Source organism: Lysobacter spongiicola DSM 21749 (genome assembly GCF_900167055.1).
Lineage (GTDB): Bacteria > Pseudomonadota > Gammaproteobacteria > Xanthomonadales > Xanthomonadaceae > Novilysobacter > Novilysobacter spongiicola.
Genome location: NZ_FUXP01000003.1, coordinates 214,927 through 239,839, shown reverse-complemented (window position 1 = coordinate 239,839; position 24,913 = coordinate 214,927). Strand labels below are relative to the sequence as shown.

18 protein-coding genes and 2 pseudogenes are annotated in these 24,913 nt (G+C 68.3%); 9 read left to right on the top strand and 11 right to left on the bottom strand.

The window, feature by feature from the left end; translation table 11 throughout:
• A pseudogene (locus tag B5D37_RS06815) lies at positions 1-222 on the bottom strand (leucine zipper domain-containing protein); the annotation flags it as partial.
• A 98-nt stretch (positions 223-320) separates the two neighbouring features.
• Between B5D37_RS06815 and B5D37_RS06810 the strand changes: the two are divergent.
• The gene (locus tag B5D37_RS06810; protein WP_078757959.1) at positions 321-557 is read left to right on the top strand and encodes a hypothetical protein; all 237 of its coding nucleotides are present in this window, start codon (positions 321-323) and stop codon (positions 555-557) included.
• Here B5D37_RS06810 and B5D37_RS06805 read toward each other — a convergent pair whose 3' ends face one another.
• Positions 558-4,007, bottom strand: a complete 3,450-nt coding sequence (locus B5D37_RS06805; RefSeq protein ID WP_078757958.1) for a hybrid sensor histidine kinase/response regulator — start codon at positions 4,005-4,007, stop codon at positions 558-560. It lies immediately after the preceding gene.
• The gene (locus B5D37_RS06800) at positions 4,004-6,856 is read right to left on the bottom strand and encodes a winged helix-turn-helix domain-containing protein (RefSeq protein ID WP_159447355.1); all 2,853 of its coding nucleotides are present in this window, start codon (positions 6,854-6,856) and stop codon (positions 4,004-4,006) included. The genes B5D37_RS06805 and B5D37_RS06800 overlap by 4 nt, the downstream gene beginning before the upstream one ends.
• A 505-nt stretch (positions 6,857-7,361) precedes the next feature.
• Here B5D37_RS06800 and B5D37_RS06795 point away from each other — a divergent pair.
• Positions 7,362-9,104, top strand: a pseudogene (locus B5D37_RS06795) (S8 family peptidase); the annotation flags it as partial.
• Between the two features lie 78 nt (positions 9,105-9,182).
• Positions 9,183-9,479, top strand: coding sequence for a proprotein convertase P-domain-containing protein (locus B5D37_RS15055; RefSeq protein WP_234987739.1), 297 nt, complete (start codon positions 9,183-9,185; stop codon positions 9,477-9,479).
• Between the two features lie 132 nt (positions 9,480-9,611).
• Here the strand turns inward: B5D37_RS15055 and rpmG are convergent, their stop codons facing one another.
• The 7 genes from rpmG to B5D37_RS06760 all read right to left on the bottom strand — a co-directional run bounded on the left by rpmG (position 9,612) and on the right by B5D37_RS06760 (position 15,789).
• On the bottom strand, positions 9,612-9,776 hold the full coding sequence (rpmG, locus tag B5D37_RS06790) for a 50S ribosomal protein L33 (RefSeq protein WP_078757955.1): 165 nt from the start codon (positions 9,774-9,776) through the stop codon (positions 9,612-9,614).
• A 10-nt stretch (positions 9,777-9,786) separates the two neighbouring features.
• On the bottom strand, positions 9,787-10,023 hold the full coding sequence (gene rpmB, locus B5D37_RS06785; protein ID WP_078757954.1) for a 50S ribosomal protein L28: 237 nt from the start codon (positions 10,021-10,023) through the stop codon (positions 9,787-9,789).
• 739 nt (positions 10,024-10,762) lie between these two features.
• Entirely contained in the window at positions 10,763-12,586 is a 1,824-nt protein-coding gene (locus tag B5D37_RS06780; RefSeq protein ID WP_078757953.1) for a DUF885 domain-containing protein, read from the bottom strand.
• A gap of 55 nt (positions 12,587-12,641) precedes the next feature.
• Positions 12,642-13,580: a ParB/RepB/Spo0J family partition protein gene (locus B5D37_RS06775; protein ID WP_078757952.1), complete on the bottom strand. Its 939-nt coding sequence runs from the start codon at positions 13,578-13,580 to the stop codon at positions 12,642-12,644.
• Entirely contained in the window at positions 13,577-14,398 is an 822-nt protein-coding gene (locus B5D37_RS06770) for a ParA family protein (protein ID WP_078757951.1), read from the bottom strand. Before B5D37_RS06770 ends, B5D37_RS06775 begins: the two co-directional genes overlap by 4 nt.
• Positions 14,399-14,465: 67 nt before the next feature.
• Complete coding sequence (gene rsmG, locus B5D37_RS06765; protein ID WP_078757950.1) at positions 14,466-15,164, bottom strand: 16S rRNA (guanine(527)-N(7))-methyltransferase RsmG; 699 nt, start codon at positions 15,162-15,164, stop codon at positions 14,466-14,468.
• Positions 15,165-15,192: 28 nt separating this feature from the next.
• Complete coding sequence (locus tag B5D37_RS06760; protein WP_159447354.1) at positions 15,193-15,789, bottom strand: 4'-phosphopantetheinyl transferase family protein; 597 nt, start codon at positions 15,787-15,789, stop codon at positions 15,193-15,195.
• 70 nt (positions 15,790-15,859) lie between these two features.
• On the opposite strand from B5D37_RS06760, the gene B5D37_RS06755 reads away from it, so the two are divergent.
• Positions 15,860-17,212 carry an AMP-binding protein gene (locus B5D37_RS06755; RefSeq protein WP_078757948.1) on the top strand — a complete coding sequence of 451 codons (1,353 nt, stop codon included), beginning with the start codon at positions 15,860-15,862 and terminating at the stop codon, positions 17,210-17,212.
• A gap of 131 nt (positions 17,213-17,343) precedes the next feature.
• A complete protein-coding gene (locus tag B5D37_RS06750) occupies positions 17,344-17,613 on the top strand; it encodes a GlsB/YeaQ/YmgE family stress response membrane protein (protein ID WP_078757979.1) in 270 nt (89 codons plus the stop codon).
• Between the two features lie 80 nt (positions 17,614-17,693).
• Here B5D37_RS06750 and xth read toward each other — a convergent pair whose 3' ends face one another.
• Positions 17,694-18,461: an exodeoxyribonuclease III gene (xth, locus tag B5D37_RS06745; RefSeq protein ID WP_078757947.1), complete on the bottom strand. Its 768-nt coding sequence runs from the start codon at positions 18,459-18,461 to the stop codon at positions 17,694-17,696.
• A gap of 352 nt (positions 18,462-18,813) precedes the next feature.
• On the opposite strand from xth, the gene B5D37_RS15050 reads away from it, so the two are divergent.
• From B5D37_RS15050 to B5D37_RS06725, 4 genes are all read left to right on the top strand, one after another.
• Entirely contained in the window at positions 18,814-19,758 is a 945-nt protein-coding gene (locus B5D37_RS15050; RefSeq protein ID WP_234987731.1) for a hypothetical protein, read from the top strand.
• A 30-nt stretch (positions 19,759-19,788) separates the two neighbouring features.
• Entirely contained in the window at positions 19,789-20,565 is a 777-nt protein-coding gene (locus B5D37_RS06735) for a hypothetical protein (protein WP_078757946.1), read from the top strand.
• A gap of 393 nt (positions 20,566-20,958) precedes the next feature.
• Positions 20,959-23,823: an SNF2-related protein gene (locus B5D37_RS06730; protein ID WP_078757945.1), complete on the top strand. Its 2,865-nt coding sequence runs from the start codon at positions 20,959-20,961 to the stop codon at positions 23,821-23,823.
• A 178-nt stretch (positions 23,824-24,001) separates the two neighbouring features.
• Positions 24,002-24,913 (top strand): Abi family protein, encoded by a 912-nt coding sequence (locus B5D37_RS06725; protein ID WP_078757944.1) that lies wholly within the window; start codon positions 24,002-24,004, stop codon positions 24,911-24,913.

Below are 24,913 nucleotides of genomic sequence, written 5' to 3'. Positions count from 1 at the left end.
CCGATGGTGGGGTGGCATGCGGACAGCGGTGCGGGCGCGATGACCGGTCATCCAGGCCTGCCCAGCCTTCTTCGCGAAAGCGGCGCAGCCACTTGTAAGCGGTTCTGACGCTCACGCCCGCGGCATGCGCTGCCTCCTCGACCCGCAGGCCATGGTTGATCACTCGCTCCACAAGCAAGGCTCGACCGCGAGGCGTAAGACGGCATGTTTATGCAGGTTCATCCGGGGCTCCTGGAGGGGTGGCTGATTCGCACCTCCAGTCTTCCGGGATCACCCCGGATGAACAACCTACTGAGAGATCACACCTAGCCAGCGCGCTGGTGCCCTGGTGCAGGTCCGAAGCCGAGGCCCGCTACGTGGCGCTGGGCATGACGCCCTACCAGTGGCGTGCTCGGTACCACGACAAGGGCAACGCGCTCTTCGTGGATGGCCGGTTGCGGGTCGACGGCGACGACATCGACGTGCGCTGCCGGATCGCCCGCGGCGCGCGGGAGGAGTACGCCGTGATCGAGATCGACGATCCGCGGGTGCAGTCGCTGGGCCAGCGCGGCCCGTAGTCAGGCGCGCTGCTGGGCGGCGAGGAAGGCCCGGAGGGACGCAGGCTTGATCGGCTTGGTCAGCACCAGGCAACCGTGCTCGCGCGCGGCGAGCTTGACCTTGCTGCTGCCATCGCCGGTCAGCAGCGCCGCCGGCAGCGGGCGCGGGCGGCCCACCCGCAGTGCCCGGATCACGCCCAGCCCGTCGAGCCGGTCATGCAGGTGGAAGTCGACCAGCGCCACGTCCGGCTGTTCGTGCGGTGGCAGCGCCGCGACCAGTGCCAACGCCTCGTCGGCGGTGGCCGCCAGCAGCGGTCGGACACCCCAGCGCGACAGCAGGGACTGCATGCCGTCGAGGATTTCGCGATCGTTGTCGATGCAGATCACCCGCAGCCCGGCCAGCGACTCACCCACCAGCGGCAACGGAGTGATGGCGGCAGGTGCCGCGGCCGGCCGTTGGCCGCAGGGCACCTGGATGGAGAACACGCTGCCGGTGCCGACGCGCGAGCGCACCCGCAGCGGGTGATCCAGGGTGCGCGAGATGCGCTGGCAGATCGACAGCCCCAGCCCCAGCCCCCGTTCGCCACGGCCCGGGTGCTCGAAGCGGCGGAATTCCTCGAAGATCTGCTCCAGGTGGTGCGGCGAAATGCCCGGCCCGGTGTCCCAGACCTGCAGCTCGACGGCGCCGTCGCGCATGCGAGAGGTCATCAACACGCCACCCTGGCGCGTGTAGCGCAGTGCGTTGGCCAGGAAGTTCTGCAGCGCCCGGCGCAGCAGGCGGCGGTCGCTGTGCACCCATAGCGGTGCCGGCGGAACCCTCAGGCGCAACTCGAGACCGCGGCTCGCCGCCGTGGGCGTGTGCTGCGCAGCCAACTCGCGCAGCAGCGTGGTGACGTCGAAATCGGCCGGCTCGGGCTGCAGCACGCCGGCATCGAGGCGGGAGATGTCGAGCAGCCCGTCCAGCAGGTCTTCAGCCGCGCGAAGCGACGCGTCGACCCGCTCGGCGAGGCGCGCTTGCTCACGTCCGTCGCCCTGCTGCCGCAGGGCCGAGGTGAACAGGCGCGCGGCGTTGAGCGGCTGCAGGACGTCGTGGCTGACCGCCGCCAGGAACCGGGCCTTTGATTGCTGCGCCGCCTCCGCTTCGCGCGTGCGTTGCTCGACGCGCTGCTCGAGCGTCTCGTTGATCTCCCGCAGCGCATGTTCGGAGCGCTTGTAGGCGGTGACATCGCTGTAGCTGGTGGCGTAGCCCCTGCCTTCCAGTGGCTGCCCCCGCATCTCGATCACCTGGCCGTTCGCCCGCACCCGCTCGAACACATGCGGCTCGCCCACCCGCAGGTGCTGCAGGCGCCGCTGGACCTGCTCCTCGATGTCACCCGGTCCCAATTCGCCACGCTCGGCATTCCAGCGGATCAGGTCGGCCACCTGGCGCCCCACGTAGAGCATGCCGTCCGGATACTCGAACAGCTCCTGGTAGCGCCGGTTCCAGAACACCAGGCGCATCTCCGGATCGACCACGCTGACGCCCTGGCTGATGTTCTCCAGCGTGGTGGACAGCACCTGGCGATTGAACCGCAGTTCCTGGTTGGCCTCGTCCAGCAACGCGACCACTTCGCCCAGCTCCATGCCGGAACCGCGCAGGGCGGTGGTCAGGGTCAGGCGCGCGGAGGCCGCGCCGATGGCGGACGCCAGCAGGCGCTCGGTGAACTGCGCCAGGGCGCGGTCGGCCGGCCGATCCGGGTTCCACGGCTGGCCCTGCAGCCGCGCGTACTCCTCGAATGCGCGCTGCGCATTGCGTTCGCCAACGATGCGCTCGGCCAGCGCCAGCAGCTCGCCGCCACGCACGCTGCCGGCCCAGCCGCCCGGACCCAGCGGCGGGCGTTGCACGTAGGGATCCAGGAAGGACGCGGCCAGCAGTTGGTCCTGCAGGCGCGGCCGATGCCGCCCGGACACCAGTGCGAGCAGGCCGACGTTGGCCAGCAGCGACCAGAACACGCCGTGGGTCAGTGGATCCCAGCCGACCAGCCCGAACAACTGCTGCGGCCGCAGCCAGGAGATGCCGAGCGGCCCCTGGCGGATCCAGTCGCTGTCGAACCAGCCGGCCAGCGCCAGCGCCGGCAGCAACAAGGTGTAGGCCCAGAGCAGTCCACCCGCCGCAAGGCCGGCGAACGCGCCCGGTCGACTGGCGCCGCGCCAGTACAGTCCGCCGATGAGCGCCGGCGCGAACTGGGCCACCGCCGCGAACGCCAGCAGCCCGTGTTCGGCCAGGCTGCCCCCGGCGGACCCGCGATGATAGGCGTAGGCCATCAGGGCCAGGCCGACGATCGTCCCGCGACGGACCCAGAGCACCTGCCGCTCGATGCCCGGGCTGGTCTGTCGCAGTGTGCCGGTGCGCAGCAGCGCCGGGACGATCAGGTCATTGCTGACCATCGTGGCGAGCGCCACGCTGGTGACGATGACCATGCCCGTCGCGGCCGAGAATCCGCCGATATAGACGATCAGGGCGAGTGCGCCCTGGTCCAGCGCCAGCGGCAATGCGAGCACGTAGGTGTCCGGGGATATCCCGCTGCCGCCCAGCACCGCCTGCCCGGCCAGGGTGATCGGCACCACCATCAGGCTGATCAGCACCAGGTAGCCGCCGAAGAACCATCGCGCCATGCGGAGGTCGCCCGGGTTCTGGCACTCCACCACGGCAACATGGAACTGGCGCGGCAGGCACATCAACGCGGTGAACGCGAGCAGCGTCTGCGCCACGAAGCCCACCGGCAACCCCGGCTGCAGCACCGCGTCGGCCGCCTGCACCATGCGGTCGCCGATCCCGCCCACGCCGGGCAGGTGGGTCAGCGCGAACAGCCCGATCGCCACGAACGCGACCAGCTTCACCAGCGACTCCAGTGCCACCGCCAGCACCATGCCGTGGTGGTGCTCGGTGGCGTCGATGCGGCGGGTGCCGAACAGGATGGCGAACACCGCGAGCAGCAGTGCCGTATAGAAGGCCGGATCGGAGAGCACGCCCGCGCTGCCCGGCGCCCCGGCCAGTACCTGGATACTGTCGGCCACGGCCTTGAACTGCAGTGCGACATACGGCGTCGCCGCCACCAGCGCCAACGCCGCGACCAGCGCCGCCAGCCCCGGCGCCCGGCCGTAGCGCGAGGACAGGAAGTCGGCGATCGAGGTGATCCGGTGCTCGTCGGAAATCAGCACCAGCCGCTCGAGGATGCGCCAGCCGAACGCCAGCAGCAGCAGCGGCCCGAGGTAGATCGGCAGGAATCCGAGCCCGGTGCGGGCGGCCGTGCCCACTGCGCCGTAGAAGGTCCACGACGAGCAATACACCGCCAGCGCCAGCGAATAGACCGCCGGGCGCAGCCAGCGGTGCTTGGGCGTCGCCTCGTGCTGGTCACCGAAGTAGGCGACGGCGAAAAGCATGCCGACGTAGCCCACCGAGACCAGCAGCAATATCCAGCCGGGTATCACCCGCCTGCTTCCCCGGCCGCGGTCGAACCCGCTGGCCCGGGGGCGGACATGCCGGTCATCCAGTCGAGCGTGGCACCGCGCATGCCGGTCGCGGCGACCTGGGCGGCCCTCGTGGCGGGGTCGCAGTCTCCGAGTCGAGCGCCGTCCGGCACCAGGCTGTGGAGTTCGAGCTGTGCGATGACGTCACCGATGCGATGGGCGCGTTCGTGGTTGCGTTCCAGGATGGCAGCCGCCGTGGCCGCGTCACTACCGTCCAGCGCCACCTGCCGCGCCACCACGTCGAGCCGGTGCGTCACCGCCCAGGCCTCGCCATGCATGTACTGCCTGGCCTGTTGCTCATGGCGGCGGGCGTCTTCGCTCCGCCCGTCGGCGGCCGCCAGCTCTGCCAGCCCGCTCTCGGCAATCACCATCAGCCAGTCGTAGCCGGTGTCCCGGGCCGTGTCCCGCACTTCCCTGTAGAGCGTTCCGGCCTCCCGCAACCGCCCGGCGCGACTGAGCAGGTAGCCGGTCTGCAGCGACGCCAGCCAGCGGTCGGGTGCTTGCGGCAGTGCCTGCACCCGCGCGATGACATGGTCGAGCCGTTCGCTTGCGGTAGCCGGATCGCCAGCCAGCAGGTCGATCGCTGCTTCAAGCACCATGGCCATCTCCTCGTGTCCCGGCCTGTCCGCGCTCCGGCACAGCTGCGTGGCGGCACGAGCCTGGTGCATCTCGCCGCGCGACAGCATGATTTCCGCGCGGCTGCAGGCCAGGCGTGCGATCGAGCCCTCCGGCAGTGGCGGCCGGCCTTCGCGCTGCAGGCGTCGAGCCGTGTGGTCCAGTGCGTTCAGTGCGCCTTGAAAGTCGCCACGGGTGGCAAGAATGAAGGCTTCGAACTGGTCCAGCCACAGCATGTCGCTCCCTCTCATGCCGCCGGCACGGATGCGCCTGATCCGCTCCAGTGCACTGTCGAAGCGGCCGATCATCACGTCCTCGTTGAGCAGGTCCACGTCCAGCGCCTGCTGGCCGATGGTGTCGCCGGCGGCCTGGGCGCTGGCGTGTGCCTCTTCCAGCAGCCCGCGGTAGCGGGGCAGGTCGCCGGCCATGTAATGCTGGAAGGCGGCACGCCGCAGCAACATCACCTCTACCCGCAGGTGGCCTTCGGCGCGGGCCCGGGCGAGCAGGCGGGAGAAGTCGGCCGACGGCCCCGTCCCGTTCCGGGGTGGTTGGGCCAGCTCCCCGCTGACCGTCGCGAAGAGCGCTTCCATCTCCGCCCCGGCCTCGGAAAAAAGCCGCGACGCCTGGCTGAACTGCTCCATGTCCGCTTCGGGCCCGTACTGGTAGGCATCGGCCAGCGCCTTGAGGTGCAGCGCGCGGGCGTGCTCGTGTTTCCAGGCGTCGCCGGCGCTCCGGGCCAAAGCGATCGCCTTCTCCGCTTCCTCCCGGACGCTCTCCAGGTTCGACTGCGTGGAGGCGATCTCCGCCCGGATCAGCCGCCATCTGATCCTGACCGAGGTCGGCTGCTTTTCCCACGCGACCTCGTCCAGGGTGGCCCATGCTGCTTCGGGGTCGCCCGCCCGCAGCCGGTGCGAGGCCTGGTCCAGTCGGAAGTCCAGGCGCCCGGCATGTTGGCGGGCAAGCGTATCGAATGCATCGGCCGCTTCTGCCGCCCGCCCGGGATCCATGGCTAGCGATCGCGCTTCGAGCACGCGCGCGGCGTCGTCCGGGAGAGGTTGCAGGGCCTGGCGGGCCAGTGCCATCTGTTCAACGGCGGCATTGGCCTGTCCCAGTCTCGAGAGCGAGGTGGCGAGGTGCAGGTGCCCAAGCCCGAAGCGGGGCGCCTGGGACACTGTCGTGCGGAGCCGCTCGCTCCCGCTGGCGAGGTCCCGCCGCTCGATGAGCCTGTAAGCGGTCGCGAACCCGGTCGCCGCCGACGCATCGAGTCCCAGGTCCGGCCATGTTGATGCAGTCCGGCCTGGCACCAGTTCGTCCAGGACCTCTCGTGACAATGAGTCGATCAGCGCGGGCATCTCGGCAGCCGTACCGCGGAGCTCGAGCTGCAGGGCTCCATTTCGTCCGCTGAACTGCGCGCGCACGAAGCGCTCGCCGGGTGCCTGGCTGGAGCGGCCGGCGCTGAGCAAGACGATCTGTGGAGACAGCGCAGCCGCATCGGCTGCGAGATGCCCCTCGGTCAGCACCGTCACCTCGGGAAGTGACTGCAGCTTCCATTCCAGCCAGGCCCTCAGGACGGTGGCCGGCCAGCGGGCATCGCCGTCGCTGTCGCCGCCGACTTCGATCAGTGCGACCGCGACCGGCGCACCATCCGCCGCCAGCGAAGCCGGGATCTCCGGAGTGGCGGACCGGATCGCCAGCACCGTGACCAGCGCCAGTGCCGCCAGCAGACCGGCCCCCAGGACGTGGGCGGCTCGCCGGGGGTACCGGCGCGGGTGCCACCATGGCAGCGTCGGCGAAGCTTCCGCGGCGGGGCGGTCCACCTGCGGGACCGGCGTCTCTTCCGCGACCGCCTCGGCTTCGACCGGCCCTGGCGGCTCGAACACGTAGCCGCTCCCGGCCACCGTGCGGATCCACTGCTTGCGATCGGGGCCAAGCGCCTTGCGCAGCATCCAGATGCTCTGCGAGAGGTTGGCATCCTCGACCACGACGGCCGGCCATACGCGCTCGAACAGCGCTGCGCGACTGTGCAGCACGTGCGGTTCGGCCAGGAACAGCAGCAGCAGCTCGAACACCCGCTGCGGGAGCTCCACCTCGCCCTCGGGCCCCAGCAACTGCCGATACCGCAGGTCCACCTGCAGCTCACCCACCCGCAGTCGCCTGCTCCGGGCCGGCCACGGATGGTCGGTCGATTCACTCACGGCATCGCCCCTGTCGGATAGACCCCTGCAGGCGGCGATGTCACTGCGCCGCCCGCCCCGCGGCCTCCCTGCCCCGTCCTGCCGCTCCTGTACGTCACCGTACGCCAAGGCGCGTGCGAGGAGAAGCTGACGAATATTGCCAGTTTATGACCAATTGAGAACAAATTGAGGTCCTGGCAGAAGTCTGGAGGCACTTGATCCCGTCATATGGACGGTGTCCTCCAGGGACGTCCGGCCGCCACGGCAGCCGGCAGCGGGCCGGAGGCAAGGCTTGGCGATGGGGAGGGCGGCAGGGAGGCCGTGGCGCAGGAAGCGCAGATCGTGAAGCACCGCCGCGGGCCATGGGGAGGGAGACCCGGCCTGCGGCGATTCCCACGGCTTCGGCCGGAGACGCCGGCGATGGATGCCTGGTGCCGCACAGGGAGAGGCGGCCGGGACTGCACCGTTGTCGTGTCCTGCCCATGGGGCCTCACAACAGCGCCACACTAGAACGGGGTAGTTACCGATGTCCTCAGCTTCCAATCACAGCATGCGCACGCATGTCCTCGCCGCTGCAACCGCCGCGGCCCTTTCAGCCATGATTGCCACGCCCGCCATCGCCGCGGGCGAGGGCGTCGTCAACACCTCGAGCCTGCAGTCGGCCGAGTCGCACGATCGTTTCATCGTCAAGTACAAGGAAGGCAGCGCCCAGGCTTCCAACGCCGCGGCACTCAACCGTTCGCTCACGGCAGCCGCCAATGCCACCCTCCACGGGAAGGCGCTGGGACTCAGGAAACTGCGCAGCACCGCGACCGGTGCAGAGGTGCTGCGCACCGAGCGCAGGCTTGGCCGGCAGGAGGCCGAGGCGATGATGCGCCAGCTGGCCGCCGATCCGAACGTGGAGTACGTCGAGGTCGACCAGCTGATGCAGCCCACGCTGACGCCGAACGATACCTACTACGCCAACAACCAGTGGCACTACTTCGAGGCCACCGGCGGCATCCGCGCCGACAAGGCCTGGGACGTGACCAACGGCGCCGGGGTGGTGGTGGCCGTGCTCGACACCGGCATCACCAACCACAGTGACCTCAACGCCAATGTCCTGCCGGGCTACGACTTCATCAGCGACGTCAACGTCGCCGGTGACGGCAATGGCCGCGACAGCAACGCCGCCGATCCTGGCGACTACCAGGGTGGCTCCAGCTCCAGCTGGCACGGCACCCACGTCGCCGGCACGATCGCGGCGGTGACCAACAACAACTCCGGCGTGGCCGGCGTCGCCTTTGGCGCCAAGATCGTACCGGTACGCGTGCTTGGCCGAGGCGGCGGTTACCTGTCCGACATCGCCGATGGCATCGTGTGGGCCGCCGGTGGCAGCGTCGGCGGCGTGCCCGCCAACCCGAACCCGGCCGAGGTGATCAACATGAGCCTGGGCGGCGCGGGCAGCTGCTCGTCGAGCTACCAGAGCGCGATCAACAGCGCCGTCAGTCGTGGCACCACGGTGGTGGTGGCGGCCGGCAACTCGAACGCCAATGTCAGCGGCTACAACCCCGGCAACTGCAGCAACGTCGTCTCGGTGGCCTCCACCGACCGGGCCGGCGCGCGCTCCAGCTTCTCCAACTACGGCAGCCTGATCGACGTCTCCGCGCCGGGCAGCGACATCGCCTCCACCGTCAACACCGGCAGCACCACGCCTTCGACCGCAGGCTACAGCCTGATGTCAGGTACCTCGATGGCGGCACCGCACGTAGCGGGCGTGGCCGCGCTCATCCAGTCCGCGGCCGGTGGCAACCTCACGCCCGCCGAGGTTGAAGCGGTCCTCAAGAACACCGCACGCGCGCTGCCGGGCTACTGCTCGGGCGGGTGCGGGGCCGGTATTGTCGACGCCAGGGCCGCGGTCGATTCGGTCGCCGGCGATGGTCCGGGTGATCCGGGCGACCCCGGTGATCCGGGTGATCCGGGTGACGGCACCCTGCAGAAGGGCGTGCCGGTCACCGGCCTGTCCGCCGGCACGGGCAGCTCGCGCAGCTTCACGATCCAGGTGCCGGCGGGGGCAAGCAACCTGACCTTCACCACGTCCGGCGGCAGCGGCGACGCCGACCTGTACGTCCGCCGCGGCAGCGCCCCGACCGACAGCAGCTACGACTGCCGTCCGTACCGTTCGGGCAATGCCGAGACCTGCACCTTCGCTGCTCCGGCGGCCGGGACCTACCATGTGCGGGTGAAGGCGTACTCCAGCTTCAGTGGGGTCAGCCTGGTCGCGGACTACACCGGCGGTGGCGACGGTGGTGGCAGCCAGCCGCGCACCTATACCAACAACGGTGACTACTCGATCCCGAGCCCCGGCGTGGTTGAAAGCCCGATCAGGGTATCCGGCCGCAGCGGCAACGCGTCGGCGTCGACCCGGGTGGACCTGGACATCCGCCACAGCTATCGCGGCGACGTGCAGATCGACCTGGTGGCCCCGGATGGTTCGGCTTACCGGATCAAGAACTCCAGCACGAGCGACAGTGCGGACAACGTGATCGGCTATGCCAACGTCAACCTCGGCAGCGAGGGCCTGAACGGTACATGGAGGCTGCGCGTGCGCGATGTCTACAGTGCGGATTCGGGCTACATCAACAGCTGGAGCATCAACTTCTGATCAGGCGACTGATCTTGCGGTAATGGAGCCCCGGCCATGGCCGGGGTTCTTTTTGGCGCGGAGGAGCGCTCGTCATTCGTGCAACAAAAAACCCGCCTTGCGGCGGGTTTTCTGCTTCCGCTTTCCAGCGGCTTACTTGATCTTGCCTTCCTTGTAGATCACGTGCTTCCGGACGACGGGATCGTACTTCTTGATCTCCATCTTGTTCGGCGTGTTCTTCTTGTTCTTGTCGGTGGTGTAGAAGTGGCCGGTGTTGGCCGAGGAAATCAGACGGATCTTGTCACGCTTGCCTGCCATGGTTTTCTCCTCAGACCTTTTCGCCGCGGGCGCGAAGATCGGCCAGCACGGCGTCGATGCCGTTCTTGTCGATGGTGCGCAGGGCATTGGCGGAAACACGCAGCTTCACCCAGCGGTTCTCGCTGGCGACCCAGAACCGGCGCTCGTGCAGGTTGGGCATGAAACGGCGGCGGGTTTTGTTCATGGCGTGCGAGACGTTGTTGCCGGTCGTCGTTCGCTTGCCGGTTACTTGGCATACACGGGACATTGCGCACCTCGAAATGTCATTGGGCTTCCCTTGGCCAGGGAGGCGGCGGCCCCGCCGCCGCGGACATCCGTGGCTGGCGCGCGAAACGGGAGAAGGCACCGCCAGTGGCGGCCGCTGGAACCGGCTGGCCCGGAATCGCGCTTCCGGGGGCAGCCTGCCGGACCTTTCAGGTCGGCTGGACACAGCGAGCCGGGCATTATGCGCGGGACTTGTCATTGGCGCAACAAGGGATCAGCGGCAACTGTAAAGTTCGAAGCCAAAGGCGGGTGGGGGCGGCGGCTTCGGGGGGAGCGGCGCCCCGGGCGGGGTCTGCTTCTCGGCTCGGTCGGCCCGCTGCGCGGTCCGGCCCGGCGCAGCGCGCCGGGCGTTCGCACAGACGCGCGGCAGTGCCGCGCAAGCCGTCTGCACTCACCCTTGGCCGACTCGCCGCCGCGGACATCCATGTCCGCTCTACGCAGACCCCACCCGGGACGCCGCGCTGGCGTTTGGAATGACCGGGCTTCGGCTTTTGCCCCCCCCCAAGGCTTCGTTGTCCCAGGCGGGGGACGTGGGGCGGGGGTGGTGCGGAAAGCAGGCCAAGGATGGCCTGCGTCCCCGAGTCAGGGCAGGACGCCCTGATCGAGGGGTGCAGCACCACCCCCGCCCCGCGGCCCACGCGGCGCGTCGCTTACCCGGAGACAGCTTTCAGCTTCTGCTCGAGCTTCGGCGTCAGCTCTCGGCTTTTGCTCCTGTTTCCGCGTCAGCTTTCAACTTCCCCGCCAGCTTCGGCTTCAACCGGCTCCAATGCCGCGTCCGCAATGAACTCCCGTACCTGCGATTCCAGCACCGGCAGCGGCACCGACCCCAACGCCAGCACCATGTCGTGGAAGGCCTTGATGTCGAAGCGCTCGCCCAGCTCGCGCTCGGCTTCCCCGCGCAGGCGCACGATCGCCAGCTCGCCAAGCTTGTAGCTCAGCGCCTGGCCTGGCCAGGAGATGTAGCGGTCCACCTCCGTGGTGACCTCGTGCTCGCTCAGCGCCGTGTTGTCGCGCAGGTAGGCCAGCGCCTGCTCGCGGGTCCAGCCCTTCGCGTGGATGCCGGTGTCGATCACCAGCCGGCAGGCGCGCCACATCTCGTAGGTCAGCCGGCCGAACTGCTCGTAGGGCGTCTCGTAGATGCCCATTTCCTCGCCGAGCTTCTCCACGTACAGGCCCCAGCCCTCGCCGAAGGCGGAGATGTAGGTCTCGCGGCGGAAGGCCGGCAGCGCGTCCTGTTCCTCGGCCAACGCGCCCTGCAGCGCGTGTCCAGGGGAAGCCTCGTGCAGGGTCAGTGCCGGCAGGTTGTACAGCGGGCGCGAGGGCAGGTCGTAGGTGTTGACCCAGTAGGTGTTGTTGCCGCCCCGGCCCGCCGTCCAGAACGGTGCGATCTCCGGCGGCACCGGTACGATGGTGAAGCGCGCCCGTGGCAGGGTGCCGATGTAGTCGCCGACCACGGCGTCGATGCGTTTGGCGATCCAGGCCGCGTGGTGCAGCAACTGCTCCGGCGTGGTCGCGTAGAACTGGGGGTCGGTGCGCAGGAAGTGGAGGAACTGCTCGAAGCTGCCGTCGAAGCCGGCTTCCGCGATCACCTCGCCCATCTCCGCCCGGATACGGGCGACCTCGTCCAGCCCGATCCGGTGGATCTGGTCGGGCGACAGCTCCAGCGTCGTGTACTCGCGGATCTGCTGGGCGTAGTACGCCTCGCCGCCGGGCATCTCGCTGGCGCCGAGGGTGGTGCGGGCGTTGGGGACGTACTCCTCGCGGAAGAAGGCCAGCAACTTCCGGTGCGCGGGGATTACACCGTCGGCGATCGCGGCCCGTGCATCGGCGCGCAGGGCGACCTGTTCGGGAGCCGGGATCGAGGCAGGCATCCGCTCGAAAGGTGTGTACAGGGGTGACTCGGTCGGGTCCTGGAGTTCGGCGACGGTGGAGATGGACACGTCGCGCCCGTCGAGCACCGCGCGCGGCACGCTGAAGCCGCGGGCGAGGCCGGCACGCATGTTTGCGATGTGCTGGTCGAAATGGCGGGGTACGTCGGCCAGCCGGTCGATGTAGGCGCGATAGTCCTCGGCGGTGCGCAGCTCCTGGCGGGCCATGAAGCCGAGGTTCGACCAGAACGAGGAGTCGGAGTTGAACGGCATCTCGTAGCCGCGGAACCGGACCTCGGCGGCGAGGTTCTCGACCTGCGGGCGATAGACCGCCAGGTGGACGCGGTTCTCCGGTGACAGCTGGGCGGAGTCGATCGTGTCCAGTTCGGCGAGCACGTCTTTCCAGACCTGCAACCGGGCCGCCTGGCTCTCGGCATCGACCGACGGCAGCGTGTGGCGTGGCTGGTAGCCGGGGTCGTCCTTGTCGCCCATTCCGAACTCGCGGCTGCGCCAGGCCCATTCGCGTTCATGGATGGCCTGGAATCGCTGGTCGGCGGAGACGGGGCCGCCGTCGTCGACGGGAGCCGCGGCGAAAGCCGGCAGGCAGCTGACCAGCAGGGCGAGGAACAGGGCTACGGATGCTTTCACGGGCACGTCCGGAAGGAAGTCGTCCCGCATCTTCGCATCCGATACCAGCGTCGCCCAGACCCCGGGGAGACGCAGGTGCAACGGACTATTCGCTCGGACTGCGCAGCTTCTCCAGCACGCCGTCGAGCGAGTCGAGGTCGCTGTAGTGGATCACCAGCCGGCCCTTGCCGCCGCGCCCGTGCAACACGTTGACCTTCGTGTTGAGCGACTCCGAGAGCTCGCGCTCCAGCGACACGATGTCGGCGTGCGGCTTCTGCCGGGCGGGCTTGGCGCGCTTGTTGTCCGGCACCTTGCCCAGGGCGAACTGCTGCGCACGGTGCTCGACCTCGCGTACCGACCAGCCATTCTCGGCCGCATCGTGCGCGAGCTTGCTGGCGAGTTCAGGCGACAGCGTCAACAACGCGCGCGCGTGCCCCATTTCCAGCCGCCGCGCCTCGACCAGGGCGCGGATGGCCGGCGGGAGTTCCAGCAGGCGCAGCAGGTTGGACACCGCCGCGCGCGAGCGGCCGACGGCACCGGCCGCCTGCGCATGGGTCAGGTCGAATTCGTCAATCAAGCGCTGCAGCGCGCCGGCCTCTTCAAGCGGATTGAGGTCCTCGCGCTGGATGTTCTCGATCAGCGCCATCGCGACGACGGTGCGGTCGTCGACTTCGCGCACCACCACCGGAATCTCGGTGAGGCCGGCGAGGCGGGAGGCGCGCCAGCGGCGTTCGCCGGCGATGATCTCGTAGGTCTTGCCGCCGTGGTCGCCGATCTCGCGCACCACGATCGGCTGGATCACGCCCTGCGCCCTGATCGATTCGGCCAGCTCTTCGAGCTTGTCCTCGTCCCAGTGCTTGCGGGGCTGGTATTTGCCGGCAGTCAGGGCATCGACGGGAAGCTGGCGCAGGGTGTCACCCGCGGCCGCCTCGAGTGCCGGCACCTCGGCCGCCGCCTTCGGGCCCAGCAGTGCCTCCAGGCCCCGGCCCAGGCCGCGCTTCTTGGCCGCCGATGCGGATTTGGCGGGTGTCTTGCTCTCGCTCATGCGGCGGTCTCCGGGGTCGGCGCGCTGGCGGTGGCGACGGGTGCGGCAGCCTCGCGCTCGCGCTGGCGGCGCAGCACTTCGCCGGCCAGCCCGAGATAGGCGATGCCCCCGCGCGAAGCGCGGTCGTAGCCGACGATGCTCTGGCCATGGCTGGGTGCCTCGGCCAGCCGAACGTTGCGCGGCACGATGGTGCGGAACACCTGTTCGCCGAAGTGATTGGTCAGTTCAGCCGAGACCGCGTTGGCCAGGTTGTTGCGCACGTCGAACATGGTGCGCAGCACGCCTTCGATCTCGAGCCTCGGGTTCAGCTCTGCCTTGATCGCCTCGATGGTGTCGAGCAGCGCGCTGATGCCTTCCAGCGCGTAGTACTCGCACTGCATCGGGACGATCACCGAATCCGCTGCGGTCAGCGCGTTCAGCGTGAGCAGGGACAGCGCCGGCGGGCAGTCCACCAGGATGAAGTCGTAGTCATCGACGATCGGCGCCAGCGCCTGCTTGAGCTGGTGTTCGCGGCGCTGGACCCCCATCAGCTGGATCTCGGCCGCGGTCAGGTCGATGTTGCCGGGCAGCAGGTCGTAGTCTTCTTCGGTGCGCACCACGGCCGCGCGCGCGTCGCTCTCGCCCAGCAGCACCTCGCACACCGAGGCCTCGAGCTCGCGCTTGTTGATGCCCGCGCCCATGGTGGCGTTGCCCTGCGGGTCGAGGTCGACCAGCAGGACCTTCTTCGGCGTGCGCGCCAGCGCTGCGGCCAGGTTGACCGCTGTGGTGGTCTTGCCGACCCCGCCCTTCTGGTTGGCGACGGCGATGATGCGGGCCATGCGGCTCGTCCCCTGGTTCAGTGGTGCGTGAAGCGAAGACGGCGCCGGGCGCCGGTCGGACAGGGGATTATGCCCGCCCCGGCGCCGGCTTGCCGAACCCCTCCTGACGGGCCCCGGAGCGCCCGATTTCCAGGAGGTGGCGCTCCGCGTCCAGGCCCGGCACCTGCAGCGGCTGCGAACCCCGCAGCTCCCAGCCTTCCGGCAGGGCTGCGATTTCGTCCTCCGGATAGGCACCCTTCATCGCCAGCAGCACGCCGTCCGGGCCCAGCAGGTGCCCGCCCAGTTGCAGGATCAGTGGCAGGGTCGCGAGCGCGCGCGCGGTGATCGCGTCGTACCCACCCGGCTCGTCCAGCTGCTCGATCCGGGATTCGGCGACCCGCGCGTTGCGCAGGCCGAGCTTGCGGATCGCCTCGCGCATGAAGCGCGCCTTCTTGCCGTTGCTTTCGACCAGCGTCACCTGCAGCGTGGGCTTGGCGATCGCCAGCGGGATGCCCGGCAGGCCGGCGCCGGTGCCGAGGTCGGCGAGGCTCCCGCCGCGCGTGGCGGGAGCGTCCACGTACGGGTGCATCGCCAGCGAGTCGAGCAGGTGCTTGTCGACCATTTCAGCCGGGTCGCGCACGGCGGTGAGGTTGTAGGTGGCGTTCCACCGCACCAGCAGCGCGAGGTAGTCCAGCAGCGGCGCGGCCAGGTCGCGCTCCAGGGCGAGCGTGGCCAGCCCGTCCTCGAGGCGGGGGCGGAGCGACGGCGGAAGATCATGGGGTTTCATCGGCGGCAAGTATGCCGCGCCGGCGGCATCACCGGCAGCGCCAGGCGAGGGCGCCGACGTAGCCCGGCGCGGGGGTGAGCTCGAGCAGGGACCAGTCATCGGCTGCCCCCAGCTCGCCGGCGCAACTGGACACCTGCAGTCCCCCGGGGCCCGGTTGCAGCGCCAGGCGGTCGAGGCCGAAGGCCAGCCCGCGACCGTGTGCCTTGAGCATCGCCTCCTTGGCGCACCACAGCCGCAGGAAAGCGGCTTCCCGCTCCGGTGGCTGCATCGCGGCCAGCCATGCCGCTTCCGAGGCATGGAAATAACGACGGGCCAGCGCCAACGCATTCGGGCGTGGCTTCACCCACTCCAGGTCGATGCCCACGCACCGCTCTTCGGCCAGGGCCACCAGCAGCCCGTCCCCGCTGTGGCTCCAGTTGCAGTCAAGGTGCTGCAGGGGCGGCCCGAACACCGGCCGACCATGCGGGTTCCTCGTCAGCGGGAGCCCGTCGGGCTCGCGGCCGAGCAACCCGCCGATCCATTGCCGCGCGACCGGCTCGGCCGGCGCCCGACGGGCTAGCGGCAGCCAGGCCCAGCGGGGAGCGGCGCGCGCGGGTGGAAACGTCGGCGGCGGTTGGCTTCGCATGGGGCCGCCAGCGTAAGCTACCGGCAGGGGAGCGGCGCAATGCCGCCGTATCAAGCACCACAGGAAAGCCATGTCCGCGGTAGCCAGCGCCACCTACGCGTCCGCCAGCAGCGTCGCCTCGCCAATCGCCATGGGCGAGGACGTCCGACCTTTGGCCTTCGATTGCCGCGGCGAGACGGACCTGTCCATCTTCCGCAGGGAGGTCCTGGGCGTGGCCGCGGGCCTGCCCCAGGGCCGCTACGCCATCAACCTCTGCGAGGACCGCTACCGCTTCCTGGTCGGGTTCTGCGCGGCGATCATCCGCGGCCAGACCACGCTGCTGCCTTCCTGCCGCGCTCCAGGCGTGGTCGACCAGGTGCTGGCGGCCCATCCCGGCAGCTACTGCCTGGGCGACGGGCCGCTGGCACCGCAGCCCCCGCACTACCACTGCCTGCCGGCCGCGCTGCCGCGTGCGGAAGGCGTGCTGCCCGACGTGCCCGACGATGCGCTGGTGGCGATCGGATTCACGTCCGGCAGCACCGGGGAACCCAAGGCCAATCCCAAGCGCTGGGGCGACCTGCGCACCAGCACCGGCCAGAACCTCGCCGCGCTCGGCGACCTGCTGCCGCGCCAGGGTGGCCACCTGGTGGCCACGGTGCCACCGCAACACATGTACGGCATGGAGATGACGGTGCTGTTGCCGTTGCTCGGGCCGGTGGCGGTGCACGCCGGTCGGCCTTTCTTCCCCGGCGATGTCGCCCAGGCGCTGGCGCAGTCGCCCGAGCCTGCGCTGCTGGTGACCACGCCGGTACACCTGCGCGCACTGGTCGCCTCGGGAGTCGACCTGCCGCCGATGGCCGGCATCGTCTCGGCCACCGCGCCGCTGGCGGTCGAGCTGGCCGCCGCCGCTGAAGCCCGCTTCGGTTGCGAGGTGCGGGAAGTGTTCGGGTCGACGGAAACCTGCATCTTCGCGCGCCGGCGGACCGCCATCGAAAGCGCCTGGACGCTGCTGCCGGGCGTGCGTTTGTCGCCACAACCCGACGGCACCGCCGTGCACGCGGCGCATCTCGATGCACCGGTGGTGGTGGCGGACCTGATGGACCTGCTGCCGGACGGGCGCTTCGAGCTGCGCGGGCGCAGCACGGACCTGCTGGAGATCGCCGGGAAGCGTGCTTCGCTCGGGGACCTGACCCGCAAGTTGCTGGCGGTGCCCGGCGTGGAGGACGGCGTGGTACTGCAGATGGACGGCTGCGACAGCACCGGCGTCCGACGCATCGCCGCCCTGGCGGTGGCGCCCGGCATCAGCGAAGGCGAGATCCTGGAAGCACTGCGGGCGCAGCTGGATCCGGTGTTCCTGCCACGCCGCTTGCGACGGGTGGAGTGCCTGCCCCGGAACGAGACCGGAAAGCTGCCGCGGCAGATCCTGCTGGACCTGCTGGCCTAGTTCGCCACGGCCCCGCGAGGGCCCTGTTCATCGCAGACGTCCCCGTCACGCGCCCCTATACAGACTGCGGATGCCCCCAAGCAGGGGTGCTTTTCCACCCTCTGAATGGACCGAAGGAGTACGTAAACATGATGAGCATCATCATTTGGCTGATCGTAGGCGGCATCATTGGCTGGATCGCAAGCATGATCATGAAGACCGATGCGCAGCAGGGCATCTTCCTGAACATCGTGGTCGGCATCATCGGTGCCTTCCTCGGCGGCTGGCTGGCCGGCCTGATGGGTATCGGTGGCGGTGACATCAACGATGGCATCAGCATTCCGAGCATCCTGATCTCGCTGGTTGGTGCGATCGTCCTGTTGGCGATCGTCAACCTGTTCCGTCGCGGACGCGTGCGTTAAGCACAGTCGCTCCGGCGGAAACGCAAAGGCCCGGCAGTTGCCGGGCCTTTTTTGTGCGCGACGCTCCGAGGACGAGCCTGTCAGTCGAGTTCGACCCAGGCCGGGGCATGGTCGCTGGGCCGCTCCCATGTCCGGGTTTCGCGGTCGATGCCCGCGGCGCGGCAGAGCGGGCGGAGAGCGTCGGACACCAGGGTCAGGTCGATGCGCAGCCCCATGTTCCGGCGGAACGCGGCCTGCCGGTAGTCCCACCAGCTGAACTCGCCGGCCTCCTCGTTGTGCAGGCGGAAGCCATCGTGCAGCCCCAGCATCAGCAGCCTGCGCAGCGCGGCCCGCTCGGCGGCGGAGGTCAGGATGTGCTCGTCGTTCCAGACGACGGGATCATGCACGTCGCGGTCGTCCGGCGCGATGTTGAAGTCCCCCAGCACCACCAGCCGCGGATGCAGTTGCCGCTCGGCTTCCAGCCAGCCGTGCACGGCCTCCAGCCAGCGCAGCTTGTATGCGTACTTGTCGCTGCCGACCGACTGGCCGTTGACCACGTAGAGATTGACGATACGGGTATCGCCCACGGTCGCGGCGATGACCCGTTTCTGCTCGTCCTCGAAACCGGGGATGCCAAACTGCACGTCGGTGGCCGGCGTGCGCGAAAGGATGGCGACGCCGTTGTAGGTCTTCTGGCCGCAGAACACGCTGCGGTAGCCCATCGCGGCCAGTGCGGTGTCCGGGAAGCGGTCGTCGGCGAGCTTGGTCTCCTGAAGACCCACCACGTCGGGCGACGCCGACGACAGCCACTGCTCCAGGTGCGGCATCCGGACGTTGAGCGAGTTGACGTTCCAGCTGGCGATTTTCATGTGGGACTTAACACTCTGATTTCACTTGCGGGAACGTGATTCGGCCGGAGGCAGTACCCCCAGTGGTACCCCCAAAAGGCCACGGTGGGCTGGTGGTCACGCCGCGATCCCAGCCGAAGAACCGGCGCCCATGGTAGCCCTCCCGCCCCAACTGTCGGTCATCCCGGTTCAGCGTGGGGCCGGGTGTCGCCGGCTACCCGGGTTTTTCATGCCGCGGGCTTTTCCCAGGGCCGATGTGCTCGGCGTGCGGCATGGGCGGGCCGGCCCATCGAAATACTGTAATGATCACAACTTGACAATCAGCAAGCTGTCCGTATGATGTGAGCATCACGACATTGCAGAGGCCTACCGTATGACCTTGACCTACACCGCCGACCAGCTCACTCGCGAAGCTCAGTTGTTGGCCACCGAGATCGCTCTTCTGGCCGATTTCGTGATCGGCGAGGAAGCCGGCGTTCGAGCGCTTGGCCTGGCGGCCGATTCCGAGTTCGCGCAATCCCGTCACCCGGACGACCTCGCCGAGATCACCGGCATGGCCCTCTTTGGGCATGTCAGACGCGTTGAGAGCTACGTGCAGGACCAGGAGTGGGCGCCCGACATCCCTGTTGATGTCTCCGCGTTGCAGCTGGCCGTCGATCGGACGTTCTCCCCGGCTGTGCTGCACGGCTATGAGATGGAGCGGGAAGCTCACGGTGAGATGGATGTGCTCGGCGCGCACGAAGTCGGTGCGGGCGATCTGCCGTTCGGGTACTTCCATCGCGGCATCCTTGCCGACCTGGTGGCCCGGGCGGCGGCCCGTCTGAAGGTCGACCGGGGGGAGCGCCTCACCATGGCCGACATCGCGCTCCTGCTCGATGTGCGAGAGCCTACCGTCATCACCAATGCCCACCGGAAGAATTTCCCGACGGTGGAAGACGAAAATCGGCGCTACGCCGAGCCCGGTGACGCGCTGCCGTGGATGCTCAAGCAGGGCTACGTTCCCACCAAAGGATTGCCCGGCGAATCCGACACCGCACAGCAGACCGAACCTGTCGGCGACCTGGACGATGTTGTCTTCGTACCGGTCGCACGCGACGGATCATGGTTTGGACCTGATTGTCGTGTGTCCGGTCGATTCACCATCGGTGCCAAGGGGGACGAAGAAAAGCACAAGGACTACTTCACCGCGCTGGAGGCGTTGGTCCGCATGCCTACGCCGCGTTGGCGTCGCCCAAATAGGAACGGCGTCCCCGGCATCGTCGCGGGTGTCCGCTTCGATCGCATGCGTCGCGCCGACCTCCGGCGCGCTTTGTCGTGACGCCACTATTCAATCCACAGGGGAATTGCCATGACCACCAACAGCCAGTTCGACCGCTACGCCGAGGCGATTGCGAGCCTGCCCGAGGCGTTCGCCACCCAGATGCCGTTGCCGAACGCCCTCCGCATGACCGCCAATCACCGCCACGAGGTCTACTACGCACCCTTCGACCATGTGACGCTGACGGCGCGGGTGGTCATCGTCGGTATTACGCCGGGCAGGATGCAGGCCGTCGCCGCCCTGGAGGCGGCGAGGCAGGCGCTGCGGCGCGGTCTCCCGCATACGGAGGCCGCCGAGATTGCCAAAGCAACCGCAAGCTTTGCCGGCCCGATGCGTCGCAACCTAGTGGATCTCCTCGACCACGTAGGCGTGGCGAATCGTCTTGGAATCTGCTCCACCGCCGAGTTCTGGGGTGCAGAACAGCATCTGGCGCACTTCACCTCCGCGCTGCGCTATCCGGTGTTCGAAGGTGGCAAGAATTACTCCGGCGGCAAGCTGGAGGCGTCCACCCTGCTGATGGGTGAACTCAATCGCTGGTTCTCCACCGAATGCCGCGATTTGCCGGCCGCGCTCTACGTTCCGCTCGGTCCCACGGCCCTCAAAGCGTGCGAGCGTCAGGTCGCCACGGGCATCCTGAAACGCGACCAGATACTGGCAGGCTTGCCCCATCCGTCGGGCGCGAATGCCGAGCGAATCGCGTACTTCCTTGGGCGCAAGCCGCGGCACCTGCTCTCCGCTAAGACACGCCCGGAGACCCTCGAAGCTGGTCGCGACCGGGCGCTCCGGACCGTTGCGGGGTGGGCGTGATGGCCGGGCGGATCGGGCACCGCGCCCGGAACCGGAGGCGAGTGATCGAATCGGCAGGCGGCCGTGTGGCCGCCGTGTCGATGACGGGCAGCGGTCATCTGCGTTTCGTGCTGGTCCTGCCGGATGGCAACACCCGGTCGCTGATTTGCGCTGGTACACCGAGCGACTTTCGTGAGGACCGAAACATCCGGGCAATGGTCCGGCGTTGGTGCGCGGCTGCTGCGGCCAATAGCGACTGCGCGGATGTTGGCTACGCATAGCATCTCAGGCCAAAGGCGAAACCGAAGGGAAACCCCATCATTGGTGTGGGGTATTTGACCCGCCCCAAGAAAGCTGGCGTAGTGGCGAGCCTCTCTCCACGGCAGCTTCCGTGGGAGGCGACAGGGGGGAAGGATGATCGAGACCACGGATGTCCAGGCGAAGTACTTTGCTTGGGAGCTCACCCGTCGTCGCCGCGGCGGCGACTTGGATCGTATCGGCCAGTCGCTCTTCGATGCGGCGGTTGACCTGAACCCGCACCAGATTGAGGCGGCGCTTTTCGCCCTGCAGAACCCACTGTCCAAGGGCGTGTTGCTTGCCGACGAGGTGGGGCTTGGCAAGACGATCGAGGCCGCGCTCGTGCTTGGCCAGTACTGGGCGGAACGTCGCCGCCGCCTGCTTGTCATCTGCCCGGCCTCGCTGCGCAAACAATGGGCTACCGAGCTGTCGGAGAAATTCCACCTGCCGACCCAGGTGATCGATGCCAGGACCTGGGCCCAGGCGCGCAAGGAGGGAATCTACAACCCCCTGGACCAGGATGTCATCAGCATCGTCTCGATCCACTTCGTGGCCCGGATGGAGAGAGAGGTCGGGGCGATTCGGTGGGATATGGCCGTCATCGACGAAGCGCACAAGCTGCGCAACGCCCATCGCGAGAGCCACCGCAGCGGCCAAGCTATCAAGCGCGCCCTGGCCGGCGTCCGCAAGCTGCTGCTCACGGCCACGCCACTGCAGAACTCCCTGATCGAGCTCTACGGCCTGTCGACCCTCATCGATGAGCATCTGTTTGGTGACCGCGTCAGTTTCCGCACGCGCTTCATGCGCGGCGACGCCGCCATTCCGGCGCTCAAGGCGCGTCTGGCCGACTTTACCAAGCGCACCCTGCGACGTGACGTACTGGAATACGTGCAGTACACCGAGCGCAAGCCGCTCACGGTGCCCTTCACGCCTGGTGACCAGGAGCAGCGGGTCTACGACCTGGTGTCCGGCTACCTGCTCAGGGACGACGCCTACGGAATTCCCACCCGCCAGCGGCACCTGGTCGGTCTGATCCTGCGCAAGCTGCTGGCCTCGTCCACCCCCGCCGTCGTCGCCACGCTGGAGGTCATCCTGGCGCGGCTGCGGAGGCTGGAGGAGAGCCAGGCAGTCCAGGAAGACTGGCTCGAACAGCTGGTAGAGGACGAAGAGCTCGACGCCGATGTGCTGGACGAAGGTGAGGTGGCGGAGGAGCCTGCCCTCCCTGACTCCGAACCGATCGATCGCGACAGGCTCCGCGGGGAAATCGCCGAGCTGGAGCAGTACCTGCTGGTGGCGCGCGGGGTCCGCGAAGACCAGAAGTCACACGCCCTGCTGCAGGCGCTGGAGACTGGCTTCGGGCAGATGGCTGCCATCGGTGCGCCGCGCAAGGCGGTGATCTTCACCGAGTCGGTGCGCACGCAGGATTACCTGGCCAACTTCCTCGAGGCACGGGGACATGCCGGCCGCGTGGCCAAATTCAGCGGCCGCGCCTCGGACCCAGGCCTCAATGGCATCTACCAGCGCTGGCTGGCGACATATCAGGGCACGGACCGCGTGACCGGCAGCCCGGCCATCGACCGCCGCACCGCCGTGATCGACCACTTCCGCGACCAGGCCGAGATCCTGATCTGCACCGAAGCCGGTGCCGAAGGCATCAACCTGCAGTTCTGTTCGCTGGTCATCAATTACGACCTGCCGTGGAATCCGCAGCGCGTCGAGCAGCGTATCGGCCGCTGCCACCGCTATGGGCAGAAGCACGACGTGGTGGTGATCAACTTCCTCAACCAGCGCAACGCCGCCGACCAGCGCGTGCTGGAGCTGCTGTCGGAGAAGTTCCACCTGTTCGAGGGCGTGTTCGGGGCCTCCGACGAGATCCTGGGCCGCATCGAGTCGGGCGTGGACATCGAGCGACGCATCGCCGCTATCTATGAGACCTGTCGCACGCCCGCCGAAATCGATGCCGCCTTCGCGCGGCTGCGCAGCGAGCTGGAAGAGCAGATCCAAGAGCGCATGCGGGACACCGAGGAGGCCCTGCTTGCCACCTTCGACGCCGGAGTGGTCGAACGCCTACGCTTGCATCGCGAAGAAGCGATCGTGCAGCTGGACCGGATCAGCCGCCTGTTCTGGCGCCTGACCCGGCATGTGTTGGCGGAAGCCGCGCATTTCGATGACCAGACCCTGTCATTCGACCTGTCCCGGCCGCTCATGGCCGAGGCTCCTGCCGGCCGCTACCACCTGATCCGCAAGGGCCAGTCGGCGCCGGAGAACGGCCACGTCTATCGCCTGAGCCACCCGCTGGGCGAACACGTGCTGGATCGCGGCCGTCGCTGCGAGACACCCGTAACTGCTTTGGAGTTCATGCTTGCCGGCACGCGCCAGCGGATTGCTGCCCTCGAGCAGCTGTCGAGCCGCTCCGGCTGGCTGGAGCTCAATCTGCTGGAACTGGAGAGCTTCCAGCTCGAGGAGCACCTGGTGTTCAGCGCCCAGGCGGACGACGGCACCTGGCTCGATGCCGAGGCCTGCCAGCGGCTGCTGGAATTGCCGGGTCGCCCCAGCAACAGGCCGGCGGCCCCGGACACCCTGCCGCCCAACTTCGACGCCAACGTCCGCCGCCAGATCGAAGCCGCCCTCGCCAAGGCACTGGAAGAAAACAACGCGTACTTCCACGCCGAACGCGAACGGCTCGACCAGTGGGCCGAAGACAAGCTGCTGTCCGCCGAGCAGGCCATGCAAGACACCAAGGCCCGCCTGAAGGACGCCAAGCGCCGCGCACGGGCCGCGGCCACCGTGGAGGAGCAGGCGGCCATCCAGGAGGAGATCAAGCTCCTGGAGCGCCAGCAACGCCGCCAACGGCAGGAAATTTTCGATGTGGAAGACGAAATCGAAGCCGAGCGTGACGCTCTGATTGCCGCCTTGGAGCGTCGCCTGAACCAGCGCAGCCATAGCGTCAGGCTGTTCCGGATCCGATGGGCGCTGACTTGAACAGCGCCGGCACGAGGTCTCTTGCGCCGGCAGGCTGCTGGGGTAGAATCGTTACCAACAACACCCCCCACGCCTCTCGTCAGACCGGCGCACCATGGGGGGTTATTTTTTTCCGGCCTTCGCGATCGGCCGAGGGCATCCCGGAATTCGCAGCGCCAGGCCGCGACGGGGATGCAGGATGAAGTACGACAAGCCGGCGCTTACGGTCGAGCGTCAGATTCAACAGCTCGCCTCGCGCGGCATGGCCTTTGCCGACCCTGAGCGTGCAGCCCACTATCTGGCCGAGCTCAACTATTACCGCCTCAGCGGCTACTGGCTTCGGCACGAGGCCGATCACGCATCCCACCGGTTCCTTCCCGGCACGTCCTTCGAGGCAGTGCTCGACGACTACCTGTTCGACCGAACCCTCAAGTTGCTGGTGCTGGACGCAGTCGAGCGGCTCGAAGTCTCCATCCGCACCCGCTGGGCCCATGTCGTCGGCCTGCGCCATGGCGCGCATGCGCACCTCGACAGTGCCTTGTTCAAGCAGCGCAGCCAGACATGGAGCCATCCGACTGCCGTGGCCAAGCTGGTCAGCGGGGTGGAAGACAGTCGCGAGCGATTCATTCGCCATCTCCGCCATACCTACGACGAACTCCTCCCACCCATCTGGGCCAGCGTAGAGGTCATGAGCCTCGGCCAGATCTCGCGCTGGTTCAGCAACCTGCGCCATGCCGCAGACCGCAACGCCATCGCCGAACCCTACGGTGTCGACGAGGTCCTGTTGGCATCCTTCCTGCACCATATCAGCGTGGTGCGGAACATCTGCGCCCACCATGCGCGCTTCTGGGATCGCGAGATGACTTTCAGGGCGCAGCTGCCGCGCAAGCATCCCGAAGCCCTGGTCGCCTCGCTCGACCCCTCCGGCCCCAACAGCGCCTACAACACGCTCACGCTGCTGGCCTGGTTGATCGGCCGCACCAGTCCCGGGCAGACCTGGGTCCAGCGCGTCGCCGAACATGTGATCCAGCACCCGCCTGCCGCTGGCGTGATGGGCTTCCCGACCAACTTCAGCCAGCGTCCGATCTGGCAGCACACCACCGAAGAATGA

Coding starts and splice junctions, on each gene's coding strand:
- rpmB (WP_078757954.1), bottom strand. CDS start 10,023: ATGTCCCGTGTATGCCAAGTAACCGGCAAGCGAACGACGACCGGCAAC.
- rsmG (WP_078757950.1), bottom strand. CDS start 15,164: ATGAAACCCCATGATCTTCCGCCGTCGCTCCGCCCCCGCCTCGAGGAC.
- B5D37_RS06750 (WP_078757979.1), top strand. CDS start 17,344: ATGAGCATCATCATTTGGCTGATCGTAGGCGGCATCATTGGCTGGATC.
- B5D37_RS15050 (WP_234987731.1), top strand. CDS start 18,814: ATGACCTTGACCTACACCGCCGACCAGCTCACTCGCGAAGCTCAGTTG.
- B5D37_RS06725 (WP_078757944.1), top strand. CDS start 24,002: ATGAAGTACGACAAGCCGGCGCTTACGGTCGAGCGTCAGATTCAACAG.
- B5D37_RS06755 (WP_078757948.1), top strand. CDS start 15,860: ATGTCCGCGGTAGCCAGCGCCACCTACGCGTCCGCCAGCAGCGTCGCC.
- B5D37_RS06730 (WP_078757945.1), top strand. CDS start 20,959: ATGATCGAGACCACGGATGTCCAGGCGAAGTACTTTGCTTGGGAGCTC.
- B5D37_RS06770 (WP_078757951.1), bottom strand. CDS start 14,398: ATGGCCCGCATCATCGCCGTCGCCAACCAGAAGGGCGGGGTCGGCAAG.
- xth (WP_078757947.1), bottom strand. CDS start 18,461: ATGAAAATCGCCAGCTGGAACGTCAACTCGCTCAACGTCCGGATGCCG.
- B5D37_RS06760 (WP_159447354.1), bottom strand. CDS start 15,789: ATGCGAAGCCAACCGCCGCCGACGTTTCCACCCGCGCGCGCCGCTCCC.
- B5D37_RS06775 (WP_078757952.1), bottom strand. CDS start 13,580: ATGAGCGAGAGCAAGACACCCGCCAAATCCGCATCGGCGGCCAAGAAG.
- rpmG (WP_078757955.1), bottom strand. CDS start 9,776: ATGGCAGGCAAGCGTGACAAGATCCGTCTGATTTCCTCGGCCAACACC.
- B5D37_RS06780 (WP_078757953.1), bottom strand. CDS start 12,586: ATGCGGGACGACTTCCTTCCGGACGTGCCCGTGAAAGCATCCGTAGCC.
- B5D37_RS06735 (WP_078757946.1), top strand. CDS start 19,789: ATGACCACCAACAGCCAGTTCGACCGCTACGCCGAGGCGATTGCGAGC.